The 21,914-nt window shown below is 66.8% G+C and carries 27 protein-coding genes; 14 read left to right on the forward strand and 13 right to left on the reverse strand.

Going from position 1 to position 21,914, the window contains the following annotated elements; translation table 11 throughout:
* Positions 1–58: 58 nt before the first annotated feature.
* From IAG44_RS20155 to IAG44_RS20190, 8 genes are all read right to left on the reverse strand, one after another.
* The gene (locus IAG44_RS20155) at positions 59–511 is read right to left on the reverse strand and encodes a hypothetical protein (protein WP_246561920.1); all 453 of its coding nucleotides are present in this window, start codon (positions 509–511) and stop codon (positions 59–61) included.
* A complete protein-coding gene (locus IAG44_RS20160) occupies positions 469–912 on the reverse strand; it encodes a glycine-rich domain-containing protein (RefSeq protein ID WP_187748482.1) in 444 nt (147 codons plus the stop codon). The genes IAG44_RS20155 and IAG44_RS20160 overlap by 43 nt, the downstream gene beginning before the upstream one ends.
* A 92-nt stretch (positions 913–1,004) precedes the next feature.
* A complete protein-coding gene (locus IAG44_RS20165; protein WP_187748483.1) occupies positions 1,005–1,850 on the reverse strand; it encodes a helix-turn-helix domain-containing protein in 846 nt (281 codons plus the stop codon).
* 12 nt (positions 1,851–1,862) lie between these two features.
* Entirely contained in the window at positions 1,863–2,375 is a 513-nt protein-coding gene (locus tag IAG44_RS20170; RefSeq protein WP_187748484.1) for a DUF6879 family protein, read from the reverse strand.
* Complete coding sequence (locus IAG44_RS20175) at positions 2,353–2,583, reverse strand: hypothetical protein (RefSeq protein WP_187748485.1); 231 nt, start codon at positions 2,581–2,583, stop codon at positions 2,353–2,355. Before IAG44_RS20175 ends, IAG44_RS20170 begins: the two co-directional genes overlap by 23 nt.
* A gap of 156 nt (positions 2,584–2,739) precedes the next feature.
* Positions 2,740–3,597, reverse strand: coding sequence for a hypothetical protein (locus IAG44_RS20180; protein ID WP_187748486.1), 858 nt, complete (start codon positions 3,595–3,597; stop codon positions 2,740–2,742).
* 167 nt (positions 3,598–3,764) lie between these two features.
* Entirely contained in the window at positions 3,765–4,121 is a 357-nt protein-coding gene (locus IAG44_RS20185) for a hypothetical protein (RefSeq protein ID WP_187748487.1), read from the reverse strand.
* 170 nt (positions 4,122–4,291) lie between these two features.
* A complete protein-coding gene (locus tag IAG44_RS20190; RefSeq protein ID WP_187748488.1) occupies positions 4,292–4,687 on the reverse strand; it encodes an ATP-binding protein in 396 nt (131 codons plus the stop codon).
* 113 nt (positions 4,688–4,800) lie between these two features.
* Between IAG44_RS20190 and IAG44_RS20195 the strand changes: the two genes are divergently transcribed.
* Complete coding sequence (locus tag IAG44_RS20195) at positions 4,801–5,628, forward strand: helix-turn-helix domain-containing protein (RefSeq protein WP_246561921.1); 828 nt, start codon at positions 4,801–4,803, stop codon at positions 5,626–5,628.
* Positions 5,625–5,876: a DUF397 domain-containing protein gene (locus IAG44_RS20200; RefSeq protein WP_187748489.1), complete on the forward strand. Its 252-nt coding sequence runs from the start codon at positions 5,625–5,627 to the stop codon at positions 5,874–5,876. The genes IAG44_RS20195 and IAG44_RS20200 overlap by 4 nt, the downstream gene beginning before the upstream one ends.
* On the opposite strand, the gene IAG44_RS20205 is transcribed toward IAG44_RS20200, so the two are convergent.
* Positions 5,862–6,440 (reverse strand): TetR/AcrR family transcriptional regulator, encoded by a 579-nt coding sequence (locus tag IAG44_RS20205; protein ID WP_246561922.1) that lies wholly within the window; start codon positions 6,438–6,440, stop codon positions 5,862–5,864. The two genes, IAG44_RS20200 and IAG44_RS20205, sit on opposite strands and share 15 nt — an antisense overlap.
* A 203-nt stretch (positions 6,441–6,643) precedes the next feature.
* Here IAG44_RS20205 and IAG44_RS20210 point away from each other — a divergent pair, with 203 nt between their 5' ends.
* Positions 6,644–8,752, forward strand: coding sequence for an InlB B-repeat-containing protein (locus IAG44_RS20210; protein ID WP_187748491.1), 2,109 nt, complete (start codon positions 6,644–6,646; stop codon positions 8,750–8,752).
* 411 nt (positions 8,753–9,163) lie between these two features.
* Here the strand turns inward: IAG44_RS20210 and IAG44_RS20215 are convergent, their stop codons facing one another.
* On the reverse strand, positions 9,164–9,574 hold the full coding sequence (locus IAG44_RS20215; RefSeq protein ID WP_187748492.1) for a hypothetical protein: 411 nt from the start codon (positions 9,572–9,574) through the stop codon (positions 9,164–9,166).
* A gap of 217 nt (positions 9,575–9,791) precedes the next feature.
* Here IAG44_RS20215 and IAG44_RS20220 point away from each other — a divergent pair, with 217 nt between their 5' ends.
* From IAG44_RS20220 to IAG44_RS20230, 3 genes are all read left to right on the forward strand, one after another.
* Positions 9,792–10,214: a hypothetical protein gene (locus tag IAG44_RS20220; RefSeq protein WP_246561923.1), complete on the forward strand. Its 423-nt coding sequence runs from the start codon at positions 9,792–9,794 to the stop codon at positions 10,212–10,214.
* 13 nt (positions 10,215–10,227) lie between these two features.
* Entirely contained in the window at positions 10,228–11,004 is a 777-nt protein-coding gene (locus IAG44_RS20225; protein WP_187748493.1) for a hypothetical protein, read from the forward strand.
* 687 nt (positions 11,005–11,691) lie between these two features.
* A complete protein-coding gene (locus tag IAG44_RS20230; RefSeq protein ID WP_187748494.1) occupies positions 11,692–12,603 on the forward strand; it encodes a hypothetical protein in 912 nt (303 codons plus the stop codon).
* Between the two features lie 284 nt (positions 12,604–12,887).
* Here the strand turns inward: IAG44_RS20230 and IAG44_RS20235 are convergent, their stop codons facing one another.
* The gene (locus tag IAG44_RS20235) at positions 12,888–14,492 is read right to left on the reverse strand and encodes a hypothetical protein (protein WP_187748495.1); all 1,605 of its coding nucleotides are present in this window, start codon (positions 14,490–14,492) and stop codon (positions 12,888–12,890) included.
* Between the two features lie 168 nt (positions 14,493–14,660).
* Positions 14,661–15,485 carry an MmyB family transcriptional regulator gene (locus IAG44_RS20240; RefSeq protein WP_187748496.1) on the reverse strand — a complete coding sequence of 275 codons (825 nt, stop codon included), beginning with the start codon at positions 15,483–15,485 and terminating at the stop codon, positions 14,661–14,663.
* 610 nt (positions 15,486–16,095) lie between these two features.
* On the opposite strand from IAG44_RS20240, the gene IAG44_RS20245 reads away from it, so the two are divergent.
* Genes IAG44_RS20245 through IAG44_RS20255 form a run of 3 tightly spaced genes read left to right on the forward strand, consistent with a single transcriptional unit; the run spans position 16,096 to position 18,267 of the window.
* Positions 16,096–16,575, forward strand: a complete 480-nt coding sequence (locus IAG44_RS20245; protein WP_246561924.1) for a hypothetical protein — start codon at positions 16,096–16,098, stop codon at positions 16,573–16,575.
* The gene (locus IAG44_RS20250; RefSeq protein ID WP_187748498.1) at positions 16,562–17,815 is read left to right on the forward strand and encodes an MAB_1171c family putative transporter; all 1,254 of its coding nucleotides are present in this window, start codon (positions 16,562–16,564) and stop codon (positions 17,813–17,815) included. Before IAG44_RS20245 ends, IAG44_RS20250 begins: the two co-directional genes overlap by 14 nt.
* Positions 17,816–17,820: 5 nt before the next feature.
* Positions 17,821–18,267: an NUDIX domain-containing protein gene (locus IAG44_RS20255; RefSeq protein WP_246561925.1), complete on the forward strand. Its 447-nt coding sequence runs from the start codon at positions 17,821–17,823 to the stop codon at positions 18,265–18,267.
* An 8-nt stretch (positions 18,268–18,275) separates the two neighbouring features.
* On the opposite strand, the gene IAG44_RS20260 is transcribed toward IAG44_RS20255, so the two are convergent.
* A complete protein-coding gene (locus IAG44_RS20260) occupies positions 18,276–19,175 on the reverse strand; it encodes a helix-turn-helix domain-containing protein (protein ID WP_187748500.1) in 900 nt (299 codons plus the stop codon).
* A gap of 324 nt (positions 19,176–19,499) precedes the next feature.
* On the opposite strand from IAG44_RS20260, the gene IAG44_RS20265 reads away from it, so the two are divergent.
* Genes IAG44_RS20265 through IAG44_RS20285 form a run of 5 tightly spaced genes read left to right on the forward strand, consistent with a single transcriptional unit; the run spans position 19,500 to position 21,913 of the window.
* Positions 19,500–19,817 (forward strand): transcriptional regulator, encoded by a 318-nt coding sequence (locus tag IAG44_RS20265; RefSeq protein WP_246561926.1) that lies wholly within the window; start codon positions 19,500–19,502, stop codon positions 19,815–19,817.
* Positions 19,814–20,146 (forward strand): MerR family transcriptional regulator, encoded by a 333-nt coding sequence (locus tag IAG44_RS20270; RefSeq protein ID WP_187748501.1) that lies wholly within the window; start codon positions 19,814–19,816, stop codon positions 20,144–20,146. Before IAG44_RS20265 ends, IAG44_RS20270 begins: the two co-directional genes overlap by 4 nt.
* Before the next feature lie 20 nt (positions 20,147–20,166).
* Positions 20,167–20,739, forward strand: a complete 573-nt coding sequence (locus IAG44_RS20275) for a WhiB family transcriptional regulator (RefSeq protein WP_187748502.1) — start codon at positions 20,167–20,169, stop codon at positions 20,737–20,739.
* 38 nt (positions 20,740–20,777) lie between these two features.
* Entirely contained in the window at positions 20,778–21,113 is a 336-nt protein-coding gene (locus tag IAG44_RS20280) for a hypothetical protein (RefSeq protein ID WP_187748503.1), read from the forward strand.
* Positions 21,114–21,121: 8 nt separating this feature from the next.
* On the forward strand, positions 21,122–21,913 hold the full coding sequence (locus IAG44_RS20285) for a hypothetical protein (RefSeq protein WP_187748504.1): 792 nt from the start codon (positions 21,122–21,124) through the stop codon (positions 21,911–21,913).
* Position 21,914: the final 1 nt, after the last annotated feature.

Here is a 21,914-nt window from a genome sequence, read left to right on the forward strand (position 1 = left end):
GGATGCCGAGTCAACCCCGCCACGAGAGGCGCGTACGCGGCGTTCCGGCAGCGACGCTCTATACGGGGTAGACGCTGGGCTTGGGGGCCACCATGTCCGGTGTGGTGCCCTCGACCGTCAGGTTCCCCGTCCACAGTTCGTACCGGTTGCAGTAGAGGCCGCCGAAGGCGACACGTCGCCCACCGGGCTCCAGTTTCCAGCCCGCCTCCTCCCAGCGGGCGAGGAGATCGCCGCAGACGAAGGCCCGATGCGCCTGCATCATGATCCACATGGCTTGGTCGGTCGCCGTGGCGGTCGCCTTGTTCATGGCGGCGGCCAACTGCCACAGCCGGGACACGTCGACGCCAGGGGTCAGCGGGCCGACGACGGCGACCTCGCCGAGCCTGCGTGCGTCCAGGTGTTGGGTGGCGTAGCCGAGGACAGTGCCGAGCAACTGGAAGACACAGGTGCGGGTGCGGCCCTCGGGGCTCAGCAGCACGGGCCGTCGCCGCAGCAGGCGGGCGAGTTGCAATCCGCCGCGAACCCCCACAGCGACCTGTCCACCTCGAAGCCGGCGCCCCGGATCAGGTCCATGACGTCGAGCATCAACCCCGTGGTGCGGGTCTTGGAGTTCGGGGCGTGGTGCAGGACGCGGCCGAAGTGCGCGTCGCACCAGTCGGCGTACTCCTGGCTGTGCAGCATGAACGCGTGCCACGCGGGATCGACGTCCCTGCTGGGCGCCATGACGTCGCCTTTCCCTGTCGTTCCCATCGTCCACAGGAATGCCAGGGCCTCGTCCGTGATCCGCGCGGACCTGGCGGCGTCGAGACCGTACTCGTCGGTGCAGAACGCGGCGATCCTGTCGAAGAGTTCAGGAGAAACGAGGTCCCTGCCGCGCCGCAGGGAAACGGGCCTTTCCGGCGTCACCGTCACGGGAATTCCCTTCTTTCACAGGTGAGTTCGGAAATAAGGCTAGGGAAAGCACAAGATGAGGTTCTATGCGCTTGCCGGAACTTGCCGGACATTCACCTGAGGGATTTGACAGCTGAAGTGATGATCGTGCGCGCTTCCACGCCGTAGACCGCGAGTTCGGCCAGCTCGCTGAACGTCTTGGCGTACAGGGAGATTTCGTGCTTCTGCACCATGGTGAGGTGAGCCGAGACGAGTTCGACGTTCACTGTCTCGTCGTCGTAGAGGAAGAACCCCTCGACCGGCCAGAGCGTGGAGCGGTCCGCGTCCTGGGGAATGATGCCGATGCTGACCTGCGGAAGTGTCATGACGTCGAGAAGATGGTCGAGTTGCCCCGCCAGGACGTCGGACCCTCCGATCCGGTATCGGAGTGCGCCCTCTTCCAGAAGGATCGCGAATGTGTGGCGTCCGTGCACGAGTTCCTGCTTCTCCATCCGTACCTTGACGGCTGCCGGTACGTCGTCGGCGAGCCCTCGGCGGTCCCGCAGGGAGGTGAGGAGGGCAGTGATGTAGGGGGCCGTCTGTACAGGGCCAGGGATCAACCAGGGCGAGTAGATGCGGAACCTTCGAGTGCGCTCCCACAGAGGAAGGACGGATTCCTGGGCCTGCTTCAACCCGGTCCGTTCCATCTTGCGCCACTCGACGTACATGCCGTCGATGCCGCGCGCGGTCGTGATCAGTTCCTCGGCGTCGCCGGGCACGCCACAAGCGGCCGTCCACGAACGGAGATCGCGCTCCGAGGGCGGACGTGTACCGCTCTCGAAACGCGAGCACTTCGATTCGTGCCAGCCCAGCCGGGCCGCCAACGCCCTTTTGGTGAGGCCGGCTTCGGTCCGGATCTCTCCCAGGCGTCTACCGAGGGCCTTACGGGCTTCCTGAACGCTTGAGGATGACGAGGCCATTGCCGGTGGACGTCAGAGCAGGGGGAACTCGGCGTGCGGGGTCGCCCGTTTCCACACGGACTCGAAGGCCGCGTCGCAGAGTTGGGCGATCTCCGGCGCGTCCGTGAGTTCGACGTCCATGTTCTCGCCCTCGCCGTCGAAGTGGTTGACGAGGACCAGGTGGCCGTCGAAGAGCCAGAAGTCGTTGCCCGGGAGCGGGAGGTCGGTGGCGGCGCGGCGGGAGAGCCAGCGGACTTGTTCCCCCGCCGCGATGTTCAGGCCGTCCGTCACGGCGTGCTCGAAGCGGATGTATTCGCTGACGGGCGTGGAGACGATCCGCGCCCGGCGCACCCCGACACCGCGCGCGGTCGCGGCGGTGACGAGGCGGTGCCAGTCGGGCCAGCGCTCGGCGGGATCGAACACGGTCCCGGCCCGCCAGTCGACGAAGGCGGGGTCCGACTTCATGTAGGCGTCGCGCATCTCCAGGTGGACGGCCGAACTCCGGCAGTCACGGAACAGTTCCTCAAACGTCGGGGGTTCGGTCATCGCCGCCGACCTCCAGGAAGAACCGCGCCATACGCCGGGGAATCTCCACCGCCGACTCATGACCCGGGATGTCCATCTGCCTCAAGCGTTCCACGTCGTCTACGGTCCACCCCTGGACGATGTACGTGTCCTTCTCCTCGTCGAGGTAGATGGTGGGGGAGCCTCCGCTGGGGCTCTCCGGGTCCTTTCCGAGTCTGACCAGGGCCATGGTGACCTCCTCGGCCGTCGCTGTGGATCTCTGTGCCCGAGCTTGCCCCAACGCAGACCGTGGCGCGCGCAACTTGCCCGAACTTGCCATGACTTCACGGTCCTCAGGTCCTCAGGCCCTCGGCAGAAGGTCGCCCGTGAACCAGCGCCGGTCAGGTCAGGACGCCGGATGTGCGGGGAACGGAGCTGGAGGGCGGACGCCCGTCAGGTGTGCTGCGCGGCGGCGCAGGAGCGGGGCCAGTTCGGGGTACCAGCCGCGGCCCACGGCCTGAAGCATCTCGGCGAGGGCGACCTGCTCGCCGATCCGCCCGGCGGGGGTGTCGAGGACGTGGGCGAACTCCGCACGGACGCGGTCGGCGACGGCGGGGACGCGGAGGCTGTTCACGTAGAGCATCGCGGGGTCGTAGCCGACGGGGACAGCGCCCCAGCGCTCCCAGTCGAGGATGACGAGGGGCGCGTGGGTGAGGTTGGCCCACTGGAGGTCGGCGTGCCCGGTGACGCGTTCGGTGATCGCCGGGGCGGGGATCCCCAGGAACGCGGGGAAGACCCGGTCGGCCCAGGACTGGCGGACGGTCTCGCGGGGCGGTTCGGCGGCACCGAGGGCGTCCAGGCTCTCCCGCAGCGCCGTCCACCAGGAGTCCGGCAGGCCCGGGTCCTCGGTGAGGTCGGGGGTTTCCGGCGAGATGACGGGCTGGGCGATGTAGTCGATCAGCTCCGCCTCGAAGACGTACGCGCCGCTGTCCCAGCGGTACAGGTCGTGCAGGTGCGGACGGGGCACCTTGCCGGACACCCGTTCCTCGGCGACGGCGATCCCCTCGTTCCGGACGGCGGGCGTCCTGGCCGCCTCACCGCAGTGGACGCGGAGCCAGTGACCGCCCTCGGTACGGCTGCCGATGGTGCGCCCGAGCCATCCCCAGACCGGCACCCCGGTCGGCGTGGTGGACAGCCGGACGGCGGCATGGGCCAGGGCGTCCACCATGCGTGCCCGGGTGGTCTCATCCTTGGGCGAGTACATCGGTGACCTTCCTGAGGTGGTCCGCGTCGAGCGGGACGGCGAGGGCGGCGGTCCAGTGAACGGCCATGCCCGGTGATCGGGTGGCCCCGAGGACGAGGGTGCCGTCGCGGCGGGCGAGTCGGCGCGGTCTGTTCGCCCGCCGCGGTGCGCGGCAACGCGCGATTACGTCACGCGGTCGCCCTGAACGCGTCCTCTCCGAACGGTGCCCCCTCGTACGTGTAGGGATAGTCGACCCCGAGGGTCGCGTACGCGGCGGCCTTGCGGCGTTCGTGTTGGAGGTGGGCTTCGCGGGCGGCGTCGGCCTCGGCCTGGCGGCGGAAGAAGGCGGCGGCTTCTTCCTTCGTGGGGCCGGTCCAGGGACGGGACCAGGGGCTGACGTACGGCGCGGGCGGAGTGGGCGAGGTGAGGTGCGGGCACGCGGCGGCGGGCCGCTGCGGTTTGCGGCGCTTGCCCGTGGCGGGGAGGAGGAGGGAGAGGAGAGCGCGCAGGCATGCCGAAATGGCACGCGCGGTAGAGTGGCGCATGGCGACAGGTTCCTTAAGAAGAGTTGTCGTCGCGGCCCCGTCAGCGGAGTGTTCCAGCACTCCGGTCCCTGGCGGGGCCACCTTTTTTGAGGTGTGCGGCGCACGTTAGCACCAACAAGCGCTTGCTGAACGCACTTTGGAAATCCTGGAAAGAACCAGGTGACGCGCCATCATCCGAACTCGCACCACACCACCTTCCCCGGATGCCGGTGCTGCGCGCCCCACTTGGCCGCCAGCGCGGCGACGAGCAGCAGACCCCGGCCGCCGTTCTCCCTCGCCGCCGGGACGACGGGCAGCGTGCCGGGTCCGCTGTCGTGCACCTCGACCCTGACGCCGGCGGCGCCGTGCGGACGCAGGCGCAGGAGGAAGTAACGGCCCGGCGGGACGCCGTGCAGGAGCGCGTTCGTGGTGAGTTCGCTGACGCACAGCAGGACGTCGTCCAGGGGGACGTCCGCGTTCCAGGTGGCCAGCGTCTCGCGGGTGAACTCCCGGGCGGCCGGGATGGAGCGGCGGGACCTCGCGTACAAGCGCTCGCGGGTGGTGGGGAGTTGGGTTTCGACGTTCATGGGACGAGGGTTGCGAGTGGTGGAGATCATGTGGCAGTGGCCCGGCTGGTACATCGCGTTTGTACTAGCCCGCACCAGTGAGAAACACCGCGGTGATGGGGAGTTTGGGCGGCATGGGAGCGAAGAGGCCCCGGCGTAATGCCACGGCACACAAGATGGTCGGCTCCGCGCTGGCCGCCCTCCGGCTGAAGGCCGGGTACACGCAGGAGAGGCTAGCTCAGGAGTTCGGTATCAGTCTGGGCAGCTTGACGTCGTATGAGCAAGGGAGGCGGCCACTTCCGCTGGAGATCGCGGAAAAATTGGACGAGTTCCTGGGCACGGGTGGGGTGTTGGCGAGGTTGGTCAACCATCTGCCCGAGTCGGACCTGATCGCGTTGTGGGCGGAAGAGTTCCTTCGGGAAGTGATGCGGGCCCTCTTCATCTCGTGGTTCGAGGTGCATGTGATTCCCGGCCTGCTTCAGACGGACAACTACGCCGACGCGATCTTCCGGTGCCGTCTACCGGCGTTCAGCGAGGAGAAGATCGCCGAGTCCGTGGCGGAACGTGCCGAGCGCCGCGCGATCCTGTACCGGAAGGAGCCGCCAATCTCGACCTTCGTGATCTGGGAGCCCGCTCTGCGGATGCCAGTTGGAGGACGCGAGGTGTGGCTGGAGCAACTGCGGTACCTCCGCGAGTGCTGCGACCTTCCCAACTGCATCATCCAGGTCCTGCCGTTGAACCGGCCCGGTCATGCGGGTCTCGACGGACCGTTCGTCCTGCTGGAGACGCCGGACCACGACCGGCTCGCCTACATGGACAACCAGAAGGGTAATCAGCTGATCTCGGATCTGGAGGACATCGCGATCCTCACCCAGAGGTATGGGATGCTGCGTTCACAGGCCCTCAGCCCCGATGATACGAGGGCGCTGCTGGACCAGATTCTGGGAGAGCTAGAGCAATGAGCAACGCGGCACTTCGGTGGGTCAAGTCGAGCTACAGCAACCCGAACCAGGCTGACTGCGTCGAAATCGCTTGCAACTGGGTCAAGTCAAGCTACAGCAACCCCGATGGTGCCGCCTGCGTCGAGATCGCCGCCCACCCCTCCGCGATCCACATCCGCGACTCCAAGACCCCCGAAGCGCCGTACCTCACCATCACCCCCACCACCTGGTCCGCGTTCCTGGCCACCGCGAGCTCACCCCTCCGCTAGCCAGGGCCCCAGCGCCAGATCCACCAGCTCGATCACCCTGGCGTCCTCCAACAGTTCCCCCATCAGGAACCGCTGGAACACCAGCGGCCCCACGATCCGCGCGATGAGATCGCGGGCGTGGCACTCGACGCCGGCGCGCAACTCCCCCCGCTCCACGCCGGCGGCGAGTGCCTGGGCGAAGTTCTCGTCCGCGTCGCCGAAGATCTGCTCGCGGATGGTCCGGGCCTCGGTGTCGTGTTCGGAGCGCTGGACGATGGTCGTGAGGACGGAGACGGCTGAGGGCTTGTTGAGGCGGTTGATCAACTGGCCGAGCTGGCCGATGAGTTGGTCCCGGACGGGGCTGTCGTCGAACGTGAACATCGGGCGGACGTCGCCCGCGAGCGCGTCGATGAGGAGGGACTGCTGGTCCGGCCAGTGCCGGTAGACGGTGGCCCGCCCGATCCCCGCCCGCCGGGCGACCGCCGCGTGCGTGACCTTCTCCGGGCCGCCCTCGACGAGGAGTTCCGTCGCGGCGGTGAGCGCGGCGGCGCGGCTGCGCAGGGCACGGGGATCCTCGGGGAGCACGGGACACCTCTTTCGGGGACGGCGATGCGCGGGACAGCGATGTGCGGGACGTCGACTTCCAGGACGTATTGACTCACACCGCCCGCACGCCCCGGTCCACGAGGACGATCCCCCGGACGGCGGCATACCAGGTGAGGGACCGTCACCCGCGAGGAACCCATCCGGCGTTCGAGCAAGGGGGGCGACCCTGAAAGGCAACCGCGTTGCGACGACCATCCAGACGACCATCCACCTGGGCCACGCCCACCGTCCTGGGCGCACTGGTACTGGGCCTCACCGGCTTCACCCCGCCCCAGCAGCCCGACCCGTACCCCCCGTACGACCAGAGAGCCACGGCCCTCCTCGCCCGCAACGTCCTGACCCCGGCCGACGACGAGGGCCCCGCCCCGGAGGACCCCGCCGACGCGGCCGAGGAACTGGGCCGTGACGTCGTCCGCACCCGCACCGCGAAGATCCGCCCCTCGGCGCTGGCCCCCCTGTGCGGCCCGGCGAAACCGGGGTTCGAGGCCCGTTTCCCGCTCTTCGAGGACGTCGTCGTCGAGGCCGTCGAGGAGGCGCGCACGGCGCACGGCGACCACGTGGTGTGGCACGGCACGGTCAAGGGCACGGCGCCCTCGGGGGACCAGGACGTCGTCGTCACCCTGAAGGGCGGCTGCGACGCGTCCGGCGGGGACGAGACGCTGAGCGCCCACTTCGTGCTCGGCGGCGAGCACTTCGCGATCGAACCGGCCGGCCCCGGCACGGTCCGCGTGCACCAGATCACGCCGCTGACCTCGGAGAACGACGCGTCTCCGGCGGCGCCGCGACACCGCGCGGGCAACGTGACGTACCGGACCGAGGGCCCGGCGGAGAGGTCCGCGCCCGGCTGCGACAGCACCATCCCCGTCGTCGACATCCTCGCCGCCTACAGCCCCCTCGCCCTCAAGGAGGCAGGCGGCGCCTCGCAGATCCGGGCCCAGATCGCGCGCGGTGTGTCCCTCACCAACGACGCGTTCGCCGACAGCGGGGCCAGGCTCCGCGCCCGGCTGGTCGGCATCGTGCCCATCTCGCTGCCGGCCGCGTACGACACCGTCTCCCCGAAGACGATCACCGCGCTCGCCACCCCGGGCGACGGCATCGCCGACACCCTCCCGACACTGCGCACGCGGTACGGCGCCGACCAGGTGTCGACGGTCGTCGGCGGGCTCGCGGCGGGCGGCATCGGCTACGTCCCCGCCCCGCCGGGCCCCTCCTACGCGGACTGGGCCTACTCCGTCGTCGCCGAACAGGCCATCTGGCACTTCTCCTTCGGCCACGAGCTGGGCCACAACCTCGGCGCCTCGCACGACCGGACGACGGAGCCGCAGCAGCCGACGCGGCCCCTGGGCGCCAACGGGTACTTCCCGAAGTCCGGCGAGTGGTCGACGGTCATGGCGTACGAGTCGGGCTGCGAGACCGCCACGAAGGGTCCCTGCAACCGGATCAACCGCTTCTCCAACGCGGCCCAGACGTATCGGGGTGAACCCCTGGGGGTGGCCCTGAACAAGCCGCTGCCCTCGAACACGGCGGCCGTCTTCAACACGACGGGCCGCGCGGTCGCCGCCTACAACGCCCCGAAGACCCCGGCCGCCCTCTGCCCGGTCACCACGTCCGTCTCCCCGGCGGGCGGCGGCACGGTCACACCGGCCCAGGAAGGCCCGTACGCCCGAGGTATGACGACCGTCTTCACGGCCGCCCCCGCCAAGGGGTACGTCTTCTCCGGCTGGACCCTCGACGGCAAGGCGGCGGGCAGCGCGCCGCACCTCAACGTCGCGATGACCTCCGGCCACACCCTCAAGGCGACGTTCCGCAAGGGCACGACGCCGACCCGCAAGGTCGCGACGAGGACGACGGGCAAGGGCACGGTGAAGAAGGCCGCCAAGTCCCGCGCCTCCACCGAACTCGAAGGCACCGACCACCACTTCACGGCCGTCCCCGAGCCCGGCCACTCCTTCTCGCACTGGGTCCTCGACGGCTCCTACGCCGGCAACCACGACGACATCGTCCTGCGCGTCGGCCAGCACGACTCCGAACTCACGGCCGTCTTCGAGAAACGCCAATACAACCTGGCGCTGAGTTCAAGGGGCCGCGGCACCATCTCCGCCTCCCGCCCCGCCCCCTACGGCGCCAGCGACACCGTCACGGTGACAGCCGTCCCCGCCCCCGGCTACGCCTTCCAGGACTGGCTCCTCGACGGCAAGCCCTACGGCGGCCGCGAACGCGCCACCAAGGCGCGGACGGCGGTGGAGATGCGGGGCCACCACCGATTGACGGCGGTGTTCAGAAGACTCTGAACCCAGGAGGCTCTGCCCCGCAGGTATGAGCCTCAGGTGCCTAGCCCTAAGGGGCCTAGCCCTAGGGGGTCGAGCCTCGGGGGACACGGCACCTCGGGGACTGAGCCCCAGGGGACGAGCCTCGCGAGGGCCGCGGCACCTCGGGGACGAGCCCCGGGAGGACGAGCTTCGCGGGGGCCGCGGTACCTCAGGAAACGAGCCGTGGGGGGCGGCCGCTGCGCCCCAGGGGCCGAGCCTCGGGGTCGCAGCGCCCCGGGGGGCCGAACCCTAGGGGCTAAGCCTCGGGGACGAGCCTTAAGGGTCACCCCTCAGAGGTCACCCCTCATAGGCCGACCCTCAGGGATCCCCCCTCATGGGCCGACCCGACCGCGCCCGGCCGGAGCTGGTGTTCCGGCCGGGTGCGCGCGTCTGTCAGTCCTCCTCCCCGGCCCCCTCCCCGGCGGACGCCTGCCCGCCCCGCTCCCGCTCGACCCGCTCCTCCTCCGCCCGCTCCGCCGCGGCCGCCATGATCGCCGTCTCGTAGACGTCGACCACCTGCTCGACCGTGCGGTCGGTGCAGCGGGCGACCTCGGCGATGGCGGCGACGGCCCAGTTCGCGAGGGAGAGGGAGAAGGCGACCAACGCGTCGTCGCCGCGCCCCCGCTTGACGCCCAGGATGTAGGCGAGGTTGAGGTAGGGAACCATGTCGGGGTCGCCGACCTGCGCCGCGCTGGTGCGCACCATCTCGATGGTCGTCTGAGACGCCTCGCTCCGGAGCGGCAGCAACCTGTCCCGCTCCGCGTGCACCTCCGCCAGCATCCGCTGCCGCTGCTTCTTGTTCACGCCACTCCTCAGTCCGGCCGGTTTCCCTCCAACGTCCCCGAACCGGCCGGGCGTTACATCCCCTTCGATACAACTATGCGATCTGTTGGACTGAGCAACGCCCCGAGGCACCACCCCTGAAGCACTACGCCTGACGTACTGCGGGCCCGATACCTCCCAGGTACCAGGCCCGAAACGCACCCCCCTACAACAGCGCCTGGCGGCCGACGACGAGCACGTGGTGGAGGAGATCCGCTTCACCTGGGACCACCTCGACGTCGTCCCCCTCGCCCAGACCGAACGCATCCTCACGGCCGACACCCGCCAGGCCGAGATCGACCGCCTGGTCCCGCGACAGCAACGCCTACACCCCCCTCAGCGGCTGCGACCCGCTGGGCCTCATGCCCAAGTACACGAAGGAGGAGAAGGCCCAGCAGCCCAGGGTGACCGGATGAGGAAGGCCGGCAACCACCATGCGGATTCCATGCACGGCTTCAGCGACGAACGGGTCCTGGAGATCTTCAAGAACCCGGACACGGTCTACCACTCGACGGCGGGCAGCGAAAGGCTGATCTTCCGGCAGGGGGAGGACATCGCGGTGGCGGAGGGCAGGATCCCGGCCAAGAACGGCTATATGGCTCCCGGAGTACAGATTCGATGAGGCGGCATTCACCATGAGACTCACCCTCGACGGCGACTGGAATGCGACGGTGGCGGGCGAACCGCTGCTCAGCACCCCGCGCTTCGACTTCCCGGGCCAGTGCGTGCGCATCGCGGAGTACGCGGACGTGGAGGAATGGCAGCGCTTCCTCGTGGAGACCTTCGGCAGCGCGGAGTGGCTGTGGGACGCCCCCGACGAACTCCGGTTCGCCCCGGTCGGCCGGGAACTGGTCGGGGCCGGGTTCCGGTTGCCCTACAAATCCGCCGACGCCGAGTACTCCGCCCGCGTTCCCGCTCTGCCTCCCGTCCGCCCAGGATGCCTTCGCGCGGAGGAGGCCCGGGACTTTCACATGGCGGTCACCACTGAACTCTGCCGCGCCCCCGGAGACACCGTACTCACCTGCCTGCGCGACCTCGACGTCCTCGACGAACCACTGGACGCCCGCATCGGCATCGCCCCCGACGTCGCACTCCTCGTCCAGCACAGCACCGTCGTCGGCTGGAGCCTGACCGACCCGGCCCGGTACTTGACCACAGGGTTCGCCGCCCCGGACCCGGGCCCGCCCACCCCCGCCACCCGTCGGCTGCTCACCGCATGCCTGGACCTGGTCACCACACCGCTCCTCGACGAGGTGCGGAACCGGAACCCAGCCGCCCTGGCCCGCCTCCGCACACTCGACGAGGCCCTGCGAACCCAGCGGGAGGACCGGCACCGAGCCGACGCCCTGCTCGCACTCATCAGCAACCTGGTCGAGGACTACACCGACCGGCCGACCGGACAGAAGCCGTGAACAACTCTCTCCAATGGGCACGAAAATGCCCCCTGAACCCGCGTTTCCGCAGGTCAGAGGGCATTCAAAGATGTGGAGCCTAGGGGAGTCGAACCCGAGGCGGGGACGCCTCTGACCTGCGGTTATTCCAGAGAACCGGACATTGGCACCCTATTCAGCCCTGCTCGATCCGCCTCAGTCCCCATCGATCCAGGGCCGGTGCGCACGCGTGTGCACGCCTCCCAAGATGATTGCAGCCGCGAAGCTCAGGCTTCCAACAATCCTACGTGCAGGGCGACTTGACTTATCACTGAAGATCCACTGCAAATCATGGCCCTCCAACTGGAAAAGCTCGAACGAATCCGCTGGCGACTGATTCTTCCTGCTCCACCTGAGCCGACCTAGTGGACCAGGTAGTTAACCCCAGCCGCAACCAGCGTGGTCACGGCGGTTCCTGCGGCGAGCAGGAGGAGGTGGCCGATCACCCCCTTCGGATAGGCCGGACGGCAGGTACGGGACGGCCTTCGCCGGATGGGGTGGCGCGTACGGTGATACATGGAGCCCTCCAGAGGGTGCCAGGCCCTCGTGCCGCCGACTTCGCGAGAGGGAGCGGCACGAGGGCGTTTCGGTTTCTCCCCCCTCACTCTGGACCGGCCCGGTGCATGAAGTCCCGCTCGCTCGCCTCGATCTCGGTGTAAGTTCCAGACCATGACAAGCTGGGCGGACGAGTGGCCGGCCGGAACAGCCGACGCCCTGGTGGAGGACGTCCGCTCCCTCGGCGCCAAGGTCACTCCGAGAACGGTCACCGATTACGTCGAGGTCGGCCTTCTCTCGCCCCCTCTCTACCGAAAGACGACTCAGCGAGGGAGCGACCGCCGGATCTATCCACCGGAACAGCGCCGGCTGTTCTACGAACTCACTGCCGCCAAGCTCAGGTCTCCGATCAAGCGCGTACCGCACCGAACGATGATCCCGATCATCCTCTTCATGTGGTGCATGGATGACACCGTGATCCCCGACATCCAAGCCCGCAGGGCACTACGGGCTTGGGCACAAAACGCGGGTATCAACTCGCACCCCCACCGCAGGGACACGGCAAAGAAGGTCATCAAGCAGTTCGCGCACCCGCTCGCAACTACTGGGCAGCGTCGAATCGCACAGCAGTGGCTGCTCGAAGGGGAGTCGTCCAGGAAGCCGAACTTCGACGCCATCGCCGAGGCCCTGAGCAACATCGCCAGCCCATGGAGGTCTCGTGGGGTTCCGGAGATCATCCGTGGCATCGGCCCCGCAGACGCACCGGTCACCACCGATCAGGTCGTGGCGATGTGGGAATTCACCTTGCAGGTCACTCAGAGCCTGGCGCTCGAAACCGTACCCGAGCACGTACTTCGACGTGCCCTGCAAGAGCACCGGCAGTACTGGCAGGAGTACCAGAACATCCGCCCGAAGTGGGAAGCCCAGGCTGGGGACATGGCAGACATTTTTGAACTGCCTACGAACCAAGAGCAAGCAGCACGCCAGCGAGTGAACGGATTCATCACGGTCCTCGGGAACACGCTTGACCTTGCAAGACCAGCCTTCACCCGTGCCGAGAAGCGTGCCAGAGCCCGGCTTCGCTGAACCTTACCTTCGGGCTGATCCTTGATGGTGGAGCACGCGTCCCGCCCCTACCTACGAGACACAGGACTCCACGACGTCGACGGTATCGGGAGGTAAGGCACATGCCTTTTAGGTCCTCTCGGCAACGCGACGGTTCGATGCGTGATGACGTTGGCCAGCAGGATAGCGACTCAGCGTTAGACACGAGTGAAGCCCTGGTAGGGACAGATCCGCGAAGAACATGTTCCGCGCAACCAGAGACTCCACTTATCGCATTTACAAGGGCGATCGTGCCGATCCGGGTATCATTCCGTTCGATCTAAATTCTCCACAGCAAGCCACTCGCTAAGACCGGTCAACATTGCCATTGCAGACACGAAGAGCACCTTAACGGCCGCTAGCCCTCGGAGATCACCGAAGACTTTCGTGAGCATCTTCTCGTATTCCCTGCTCTTCCGGTGCGCTGTAGCCTTCGACCTAACCTCTTGCAGGTTACGAAGAAACTGAATGTCTCGCTCAGCGTGCGCGTACCCGGCTGACTTCAGCCAACGTTCAAGCTTTGAGATTCCCTTTTCGTTATCGATCTTGTCTGACAATTGCGCCTGCACCTGCTTTTCATTGATAGCGTCAACGAAAAGCTGAGTCATGATTCGGATACTTGACTCGAACTCAGCCTGAGATTCGTTCAAGGGGAGACGCAGACGCTGCAAAAGTCCAGCATCTGCCTCCTCAGGCTTTCGGAAGAAATCCCATCCGTAACGTTCATTCCACGCACGCCCAAACGTCACATAGCTGGACCTCACGAGCAGGTCCTCTGCTGTCGGCTCCGCAAATTGCGCGAAAAATGCTCGCCGAATAAGGGTTTCACTGGGGTTGCCATCAGCCGGAACGTTAAAACTTCGCCAATAATCGCGCTCTTGGCGAGGCAGGTCGCGACCAAGGTCACCAAGAAAAACTACCACATAATCTTCGGTATTGTTGTCGATTTGCATACCCCACAGGGAGGCGCAACGGAGACGACCGTCAGACACCTCATACAACTCGGGTTTATCGTAGTATTTTTGCAGAACTTCCCGACGGAAGAATACCGGCGTCAAGTAGTGCGGTGCGTCCGGATTAGCTCCAAAGTAGTTAGCTAGAGCTTCCGGATTACAGGTGTAACGGACCTCATCACCATCATCGTTGGTCCCGATGATGAACTCGGGGAAATAGTTGTCTTCGTCTTCGTAGGGCCAGATGCCACTCTTCTCGATAGGAGGTGAGGATACTACTCGCGTGCCCAGATAACGCGTGAATACACGTCCCATACTCCCGTCGCCAGAATACAGGCCAGCGCGCAAGCCATCGGCTACCCACTCGGCATCCTCAGGTACAGCAGTACCCTCTTGGTCATACCTTACCGAGTCGATATAGAAAATAAGGTCAAGCTGGCGGGCAGCCTGAAACTGACGCAGCAGCTTCGTTCGCACCTCTACCTTTTTACCTGTGACTTTAACTGCGACTGACGAGGTTCCATCGTCATGCGGCTGCATGAACTGAGACGTCAAATCATCCCAGTAGAGGTTGTGGTACAACCGGAAGTGCTGGGTCAGTTCAAGCGCCGACGGAACCACCCCGTGGTAATCGCGCAGAAGAACCAATGGCTCAATGCCGTCCTGAATTCCGTCATGAAAGTAGGTAGTTACCGTCTTGCCGTTCTCATAGCGTTGCGAAAAACCGGGGCCGAAGTCACCCTTCGAGATGTCCCATCCAGGACCACTGAGGATTCGCTCTCTTTTCAAGGGCAACGCAAAAGCACAATAGATACCGCCGCTGTCATTGTCGTCGCGCCAACTGTCACAGACGACAGTCCATGCGCCCCGCTCAAGCGAGATAAAACGTTGCCTAACATCTTCTTGCTGCAAGTCCATTTCGATATTCTAAGACACAATGCCATCACCAGCAATACCGCTGCACGTGTCACATAGAACAACACTGCGACTGATCAAACTTCCTAATCATGGAGCCCTCCCTACTGCCTGCTACGGCAGCCGGACACGCCCATTCCGATTTGGAGAATGCGGAGCAAAATCCTCCTCTCACCCTGAAGCAACCAATTCCGCAGGCGTGAGCGCCACCAGCCGACAGTTCGGTAGCTCCAGAGGCTCCAGTACAATAATTCGAACAGTGAATTCCTTGCCCCCATATCGAGGCAAGTGAAGACGCCGGGGTGAGCTGGATACCGGATACGCCACGGTCGGCAAGTCGGCGTCGTCCCACATTTTTCGAACGGTCGGGTCGAGACGCACCTTCTCGATGATTTCCTGAAGCCGTTCGTCGTGCGGCCACTTTTCTGCGTGAACCCGAAGTGCCGCCATGGAAGGGAGTGCCCAGGATTCCCGCCAGTCGATGAGCTGAGTGCGTGCTTCTGGGGAGGTCAGAACCCATTCCACGACATTGACGCCGTCCGACATCCAGGGGAAGTACTCCTGGGCCTTCTTGTTGCAGGCGAGGAGGTCCCAGCAGTGGTCGCTGAGATAGATCCCCCAAGTCGGGCTCTGCTCAACGAGGGACAGCAGGACCGGGGACAGCTTGTGGGCCGACGGCCCGGAGCGCGGGGTGCTTGGTGCCCGGCCTCGGGCGATGCCGTAGACGATGCCCCACTCGTCGTCGTCCAGGTCGAGGATGCGGCGCACGGCATACAGGAAGGCATCGCTGTAGTTCCCCGGGCGCCCTGCTTCGAGGTTGCCGTACCAGCGTCGGCTGACTCCCGCCAGCCGCGCCGTCTGCTGCTGGGTGATCCCGCGGGTTAACTTCGCGCCGAACAGGTCGTTGAACCCCGGTACGTCTGCTGTGTCGCGGCGGGCGCGGGCTTGGCGCAGGATGCGTGTGAGGAGAGGCCGCACCCTTTCTCTGCCGTCCATAACGTTCATATAACATCCGGAGTTGGGATGTGCGTCACAGATTTCTGATGATCAACGTCGGCACCCTCCGGCGAGGCGCAGCTCACCACCTCTTCTTCTCGGGCGAGTTGAAGCGGTATCGAGGCCGAACCGGGAAGAGTTGAAAAGAAAACTATTTGGTTAGGGGAACTGTCAGTTCCCCTCCCCAGGATAAGCGGACGCTGTGATTCCTGTGCTGTTCCAGCTCCGGCCGTAGTCTCTTCAACGTCGAGGGATCTCCTCCTACGGCCCCGTTCTGCTTGGCTCGCGCACGAAAAGGATCTTCATGTCGCGCTCCACTTCGGTCACAACAGGCTCCAGAGGAATACCCTCCCTCAAGCCCTTTGAGCCTCGTGCATGCCACAACAGTTCCCAGACGGCTCTGGCACCTCTTTCTGAGTGACCCATGGAGAAATTCAGCACAACCGGTTCGAACAGCCCCAAGCACCAGATGCTCCGTTCCGGTGACCGGTGGTGGAGACGGGCGGCCGAGTCCATGCGCAGACATCGCGCGACGGCGGCAGCACGCCGCGCACTGCGTGCGGAGTGCCGTTCGCAGCTCGCCTGTATGCCGGTCCCAAGGCCGTTCACCTTGGAAGGGCTGATCTCGGGCATCGAAGCCGCCCGCAACCGCCGCATCAAGCTGGTCCCGGTCCCCGACCACCTGCTGGCCAACACCGACGTCTGCGGCCTGTGGCTCCAGCTCGACGACGTCCCCGTGGACCTGATCCTGCACGTGGAGGGCACCACGTCCTTCCACCGCCAGCGGATCATCCTCCACGAGCTGGCCCACATCTGGTGCGACGACACCACCGAGGCGAACTTCGAGGAGCTGGCCCGCCTGCTCCCCGACTTCCCGCCCGCCACCCTGCGCCGCCTCCTGACGCGGGGCCGTGTGATGGCCCGCCACCGCTACGACTCCCCGACCGAGCGCCGCGCGGAGATGCTGGCCGACCTCCTGCACCAGGAGGCGTACGCCACCGAGCACATCGACGACCCCACCCTGCGCCACCTCGCCGAAGACCTCACCCACACCCCCCACACCTCCCGGAAACCCCGTGTCCGTCTCTGACCTGACCGCCACCCTCATCCTGGCGCTGCTCCTGCTCCAGGCCGCCGTCCGCCTGCCCGGCACACTGCGAGGACAACGCCGCAGCCGCTCCCTCTCCGGCGCCTTCACCGCCTTCGCGATCGCCTGGTGGCTGCGCACCGGCCTCGGCCGAAACGCCGTCGACCCGCTCGGCGTCAACGACCTGCCGACCCTCCTCAAGCACGTCCTGGCCATCGCCGGGATCTGCGTCCTGCTGATGTACGTGTGCGACGTCTACGCCGAGGAGGACACCTCCGCCCGCCACATCAGGATCTCCACGCTGGTCCAGCGCGCGACCGCGTACGCCTCGGTCGCGACGGTGGTGTGCATGACGACGGTGTTCTTCCTCGTCCTCGACCGCTCGAAGACCGGCAAGGACAGCCCATACTTCATCGGCCGGCACATGGGCGACCCCGGCCTCGCCCTCTACATGGGCCTCTTCTACACGTACGTCGTGGCCGCCGCGCTCGTCTGCGCCTACCAGTGGGGCCGCGCCGCACGCCGCGCCGGCCACTGGTCCCTGCGCACCGGCCTCACGATGATGGCGACGGGCATGACGCTGATCGTCATCTACGCCGTCATGCGGACGCTCTTCCTGAGCGTCGCGACCCTGCACCCGCTCCCGGCCCGCGACCTCGCCGACCAGGAACACATCACCGACACCGTCCTGTACACAGGCTTCCTCCTGTGGCTCCTCGGCTCGATCGTCCCCGCGCTCCGCGCCCTCCTCACCCGCGCCCGCAGCATCCACGCGATCCTCAGGCTCCACCCGCTCTGGCGCGACCTCGCCCTCGCGGTCGACGGCATCGCCCTCTACCAGCCCGCCCACCTCCTCCGAGGCCACCGCGCCGCCGCGCCGCTCAGCACCCTGCGCGACGTCCTCTCCCACGACGCCACCCCGCAGATCCGCCTCGGCCGCTACATCACCGAGATCCGCGACGCGACGCACGAACTCCGCCGCCGTGCCCCCGCCGACCTGTACGAGCGCGCTGTCCAGTTCGCCGAGGCGAAAGGCCATCGCGGCCCCGAGGCCGCGGTGACGGCCGAGGCGTACTGGCTCAAGGCGGCCCTCCCCGCCGCCCGGCAACCGGCCGGAGCACCGACCGCCTTCCGGACCGCGGGCGACGACTTCGGCACCGAGGTCTCGTGGCTGATGCAGGTCTCCCACGCGTACCGCCGCATCAGCTTCGCCCCCGTCCCGCTCCCCGAGACCGCAAAGTGATGACCATGAGCACTCTGACCGCCTCCGCCGCCGCCGTGTTCTTCAACCACGACGGCGAGGTCCTGATCGTCAACCCGACGTACAAGAAGTACTGGAACCTCCCCGGCGGCGCCGTGGACATCGACCAGGACGAACCGCCGTACGACGCGGCAGTCCGCGAGGTGCGCGAAGAACTCGGCATCAGCCCGCACATCGGCCGCCTCCTGGTCCACGCGTGGATCACCATCCCCGGCACCGGCGCCCAGGTCCTCTACGTGTACGACGGCGGAATCCTCAGCCCGGAACAGCAGGCCGCGATCACCCTCCAGGAGTCGGAACTGAGCGAGTACCGCTTCTGCGCACCGCGCGACCTGGGTCCGGACCTGGTCCCCCCGCACCTCGACACGGTGTGGCAGGCCGTCATCACCGCCCACGCCGAACGCCGCCTCGTGGACGTGACCGTACGCCTGTAGAAGACCGCTTACGGGTGGTCGGGCCGCGCCTGCGCCTCCGCGCGGGCCTGCTCGACCTCCTTGCGGATGAACGACAGCAGATCCGCGGAAAGCCCTTCCTTCTCCCCGCCCCGAGCAGCGATCGCCGCGAACTCGCTCTTCAGCAGCCACGTCCCCGCGATGATCCGCTGCACATTGGCATCGTCGGACCAGATCAGCGGCGTCGTGTCCAGAGCCTCGGCGAGCGCGCCGAGCACGTCCTCCGACGCGGAGGTCACCTCGCCGGTACGCAACTGACGTACCAACGCCTCCGTCAGAACACGGGTTCCGGTCCTGCTGTTGCCTTCGGCCGCAACTTCTGCGTCTGAAAGGAGAGTCGGGAGGCGTTTGACGAGATAGGTGATCTTCTCGGCCAGGGTCGTCGGCAGTTCCGCAGGGGTGCTTCCCAGGGGGCTTCCGGGGAAGGGGCCGGCGCTCTCCTCCACGCTCTCCTGAAGGTCCTGCCCGTTCGCCTTGGCGATGGAGCGGTCCTCCGCCCTCCGCAGCTCCTCCACGGTCACTCCGTACCGCGCGGCCAGAGCCTGGACGTACTTCTCCTTGAGCCGCCGCTCTCCCCGCTCGGCTCCCGCCACCGGCCCGGCGCTCTTCGTCCCGATGATCGCGGGCGTCTCGTACTGGAAGAGGCCGGCGTCGCAGCGGAGATCCGTGAGGTCGGGCAATCCCGCGCGAGGGAAGAGTTCGTCGAGGGGACGACCGAGAGCGCGAGCGAGTGCCGGCAGCTTCTCGGGGTCGGGGGCCGTGAGCCCGGTCTCCCAGCCGGCGACCGTCGAGTCCGCGACACCGACGGAGGCGGCCACGGCGCTCTGCGGAATGTCGGCAGCTCGCCGCACCGCGCGCACGCGACCTCTGTCGAAGTGTCGAGCAGCCATCGGACCTCGTTTTTTATCCAAGCAGAGGAAGCATCTGCTTGTTGATATTCCTCGGAAACTGGGATAGCTTCAGCTTAGCGAAAAACCGGGGTTTCGCACACCCCGGCCTCGCCCGACTCACGTGCGCCCGCAGCCACGGAGCCGGAACGGGCGTCCCGCGCATCGCGCCGCCCTCCCAAAACAACACCGGCGCCCGGGAGTTCGCACCTCCCAGACGCCGGACGCAATGACCTGGGCCTTCGCACGGTCCGGGTCACCGAGACGGCCGCCCCGTGTCCCTCGCACGGCACTACCGGGACGGCTGCCAACGTGAAGGAGTGTCGCATGGCTCCCGCCATGGGCTGCAAGTCGGGCATCTCGTCGCCCGACCCCACCATCGCGAACCGGCTGGCCGGACAGCTGTCGGCCCTGCTGCCCGGAGTCGCCGCCGTGGACGTCCGCCTCCAGGACCCCCGCACGCCGTGGCCGCACCTGCGGTTCACCGCCGTCGATGAACGCCAGCAGGCCGTACACGTCCCGCGCGCCAAAGCGCTGACCATCGCCCGCTGGCTCATCAGATCCTTCCCGCAGGCCGGCTGGGCGACCCAGCCCATGCGCTTCGACCTGCGCACGGCCGTCCTGAGCGGGCGGGACGCGCGATGACGACGGCGAACGCCACCGATCTGGCCGCGCTCCACGGGCTCGCGGCCGTCGTACGGATGCTCGCCCGCACCGACGACGTCGCGGAGACCCGTCTCCACCTCGGGTACGACGAGGCCGCCAAGCGCCTGAACATCCCCGAGAAGTGGCTGCGCGAACGGATTTCCAGCCTCCCTCACCGGAAGCTCGGAAAGTTCGTCCAGTTCACCGAGGAAGACCTGCGTTCCATATCCGAAATGCACTTCGTCCAACCGCATCAACGTGCGGCAGAGGAAGAGAGTCCGGACCTGCTGGCCATACGGCCCTCCGCACGCTCCCGCCGACGCACCTGATTCCTCTGGACCCGGACGAAATGAACAGCACCATAAACACGCTCGTCGAATCTGCTCGGCAGGGCGACTGGACACCCCTGCTCGAAACCGCCCGCGAAGTACCAGGAAAGAACTGGCCCGAGAAAGCTCTCTGCTCCGGATTGGACTTCGAGGACGACTTCTTTCCGGAATCGGAACACCCATGGAGCGACCCCGACCAGCTACGGGAATCCCACGCCGACTCTCTGAGGCTGCCGCTCGCGCTGTGCTCCGCCTGCCCCTTGCCCGTCGCCGCACGCTGCCTGGTGGACGCGCTGCGGTATGAGGACCGGTACGGCATCCGGGCCGGGCTGCTGGCTCCAGAGCGCGAAGTTCTCCTCAGCCTGTGGAAAACCCGGGTCAACGCCGATTCGGTCGAGGCAGTGATTCAGGGTGTTACCACCCTGCTCAACTCAGCAGAACGCACGGCTGTCATCGCGCGAGTGATTGAAGACCCTGAAGTCAACCCTCGTCTCGTCGCGCAGGGTCTGGGCATTCCAATCAAGTACCTGTGGCAATTGGTGCGTGAGCACAAGAAGCGCTCAGCCGATTCCTCCGTTCCTGAAGCGGCGTAGCCACCCATCGACGAGCCGATTTCCACGAAAGCTTCCCCATGCACAACGAACTCAGCCAGGCTCTGCACTCCTTGGCACCGGACGCCGCCTTGATACGCGTCTTCCCCAAGCGGCAGGGAATGATCCACTTCTACGGCGCGGACTTTTTCATGCTCCTGGCCCCTCAAGACGTGGAAGAGCGCGCCGCGCGGCTCATACGGCAGCACTTCGGCGACGCCGTCGACTGGCGGCTCCCTCACGACTTCCACGTGCCCACGGGCTGCCTTTACGTCACGCCGCACCCCGACCGCGTCGGGTACGTCCCGGAGGACGACCGCTCGTTCGGCCTGCTGGCGGAGCGGTACGTCGCCACGGCGCACGGCGGTGACCGGTGAGCGCCGTCATGACGGAGTTGGTGTGGAGCCGTTCGCGGGCCAAGCGGGGGTCGCTCCTGGTGATGCTCGCCCTGGCCCGGGAGGCGGACGACAGGGGGTGGGTCTCACTGTCCCTGGAGCAGATCGCCAAGCTCGCCCGGCTGTCGGCGCGGGCGGTCACCAACTGCCTCCCCGAACTGTCGGCGCTCGGGGAGCTGAGCTATACGCCGGGTTCGGGCCGGGCCGTCACCAACCGCTACTCCCTCCTGCTCGGCTCCTCGGACACCCCTGCCCAGCAGCGGGAACCCGGAAGCGACTTCCCGGAAACCGCTGCCGAAACCAGGAAGTTGGAGCCAGAAACCCCGAAGTCCCTTCCAGGAAGCCGGGAAGCTTCTTCCGTGCTTCGCGGGTCTGGTAGTACTCCCGTAGGGAGTACTACCTCTTCAGAACAGCAAGCTGGCTTGCTGTCTCCCCGTACGACGCCGAGGGCAGCGGAGGGCATCCCGGCCGACGCCAAGGACCTCGTCGCCGCGCTGACGAGCGCTGGGATGGTCGTCGGCTGGAGGCTCACCGAGGACGAGTGGGCACGGGTAACAGCCTTGTCGGCGCGGTGGGGTGTCGAGCGGCTGGTGGAGGTCATCTCCCGCCGCTGGGACCCCGGCCGTCCCCCGCAGTCGGCGCGCTACCTGCTGCGCATCTGGGACGACCTCCCGACTCAGGTCCCCGCTGCTCACAACGTCGTCCCCCTGCGGCGCGAGCCCGGCGGCTGGAAGCCGTACCGCAACCCCGCCAGGGCCAGCGCCTACCAGAACGGATTCTGAC

Source organism: Streptomyces roseirectus (assembly GCF_014489635.1).
In the GTDB taxonomy this organism is placed as follows: Bacteria; Actinomycetota; Actinomycetes; order Streptomycetales; family Streptomycetaceae; genus Streptomyces; species Streptomyces roseirectus.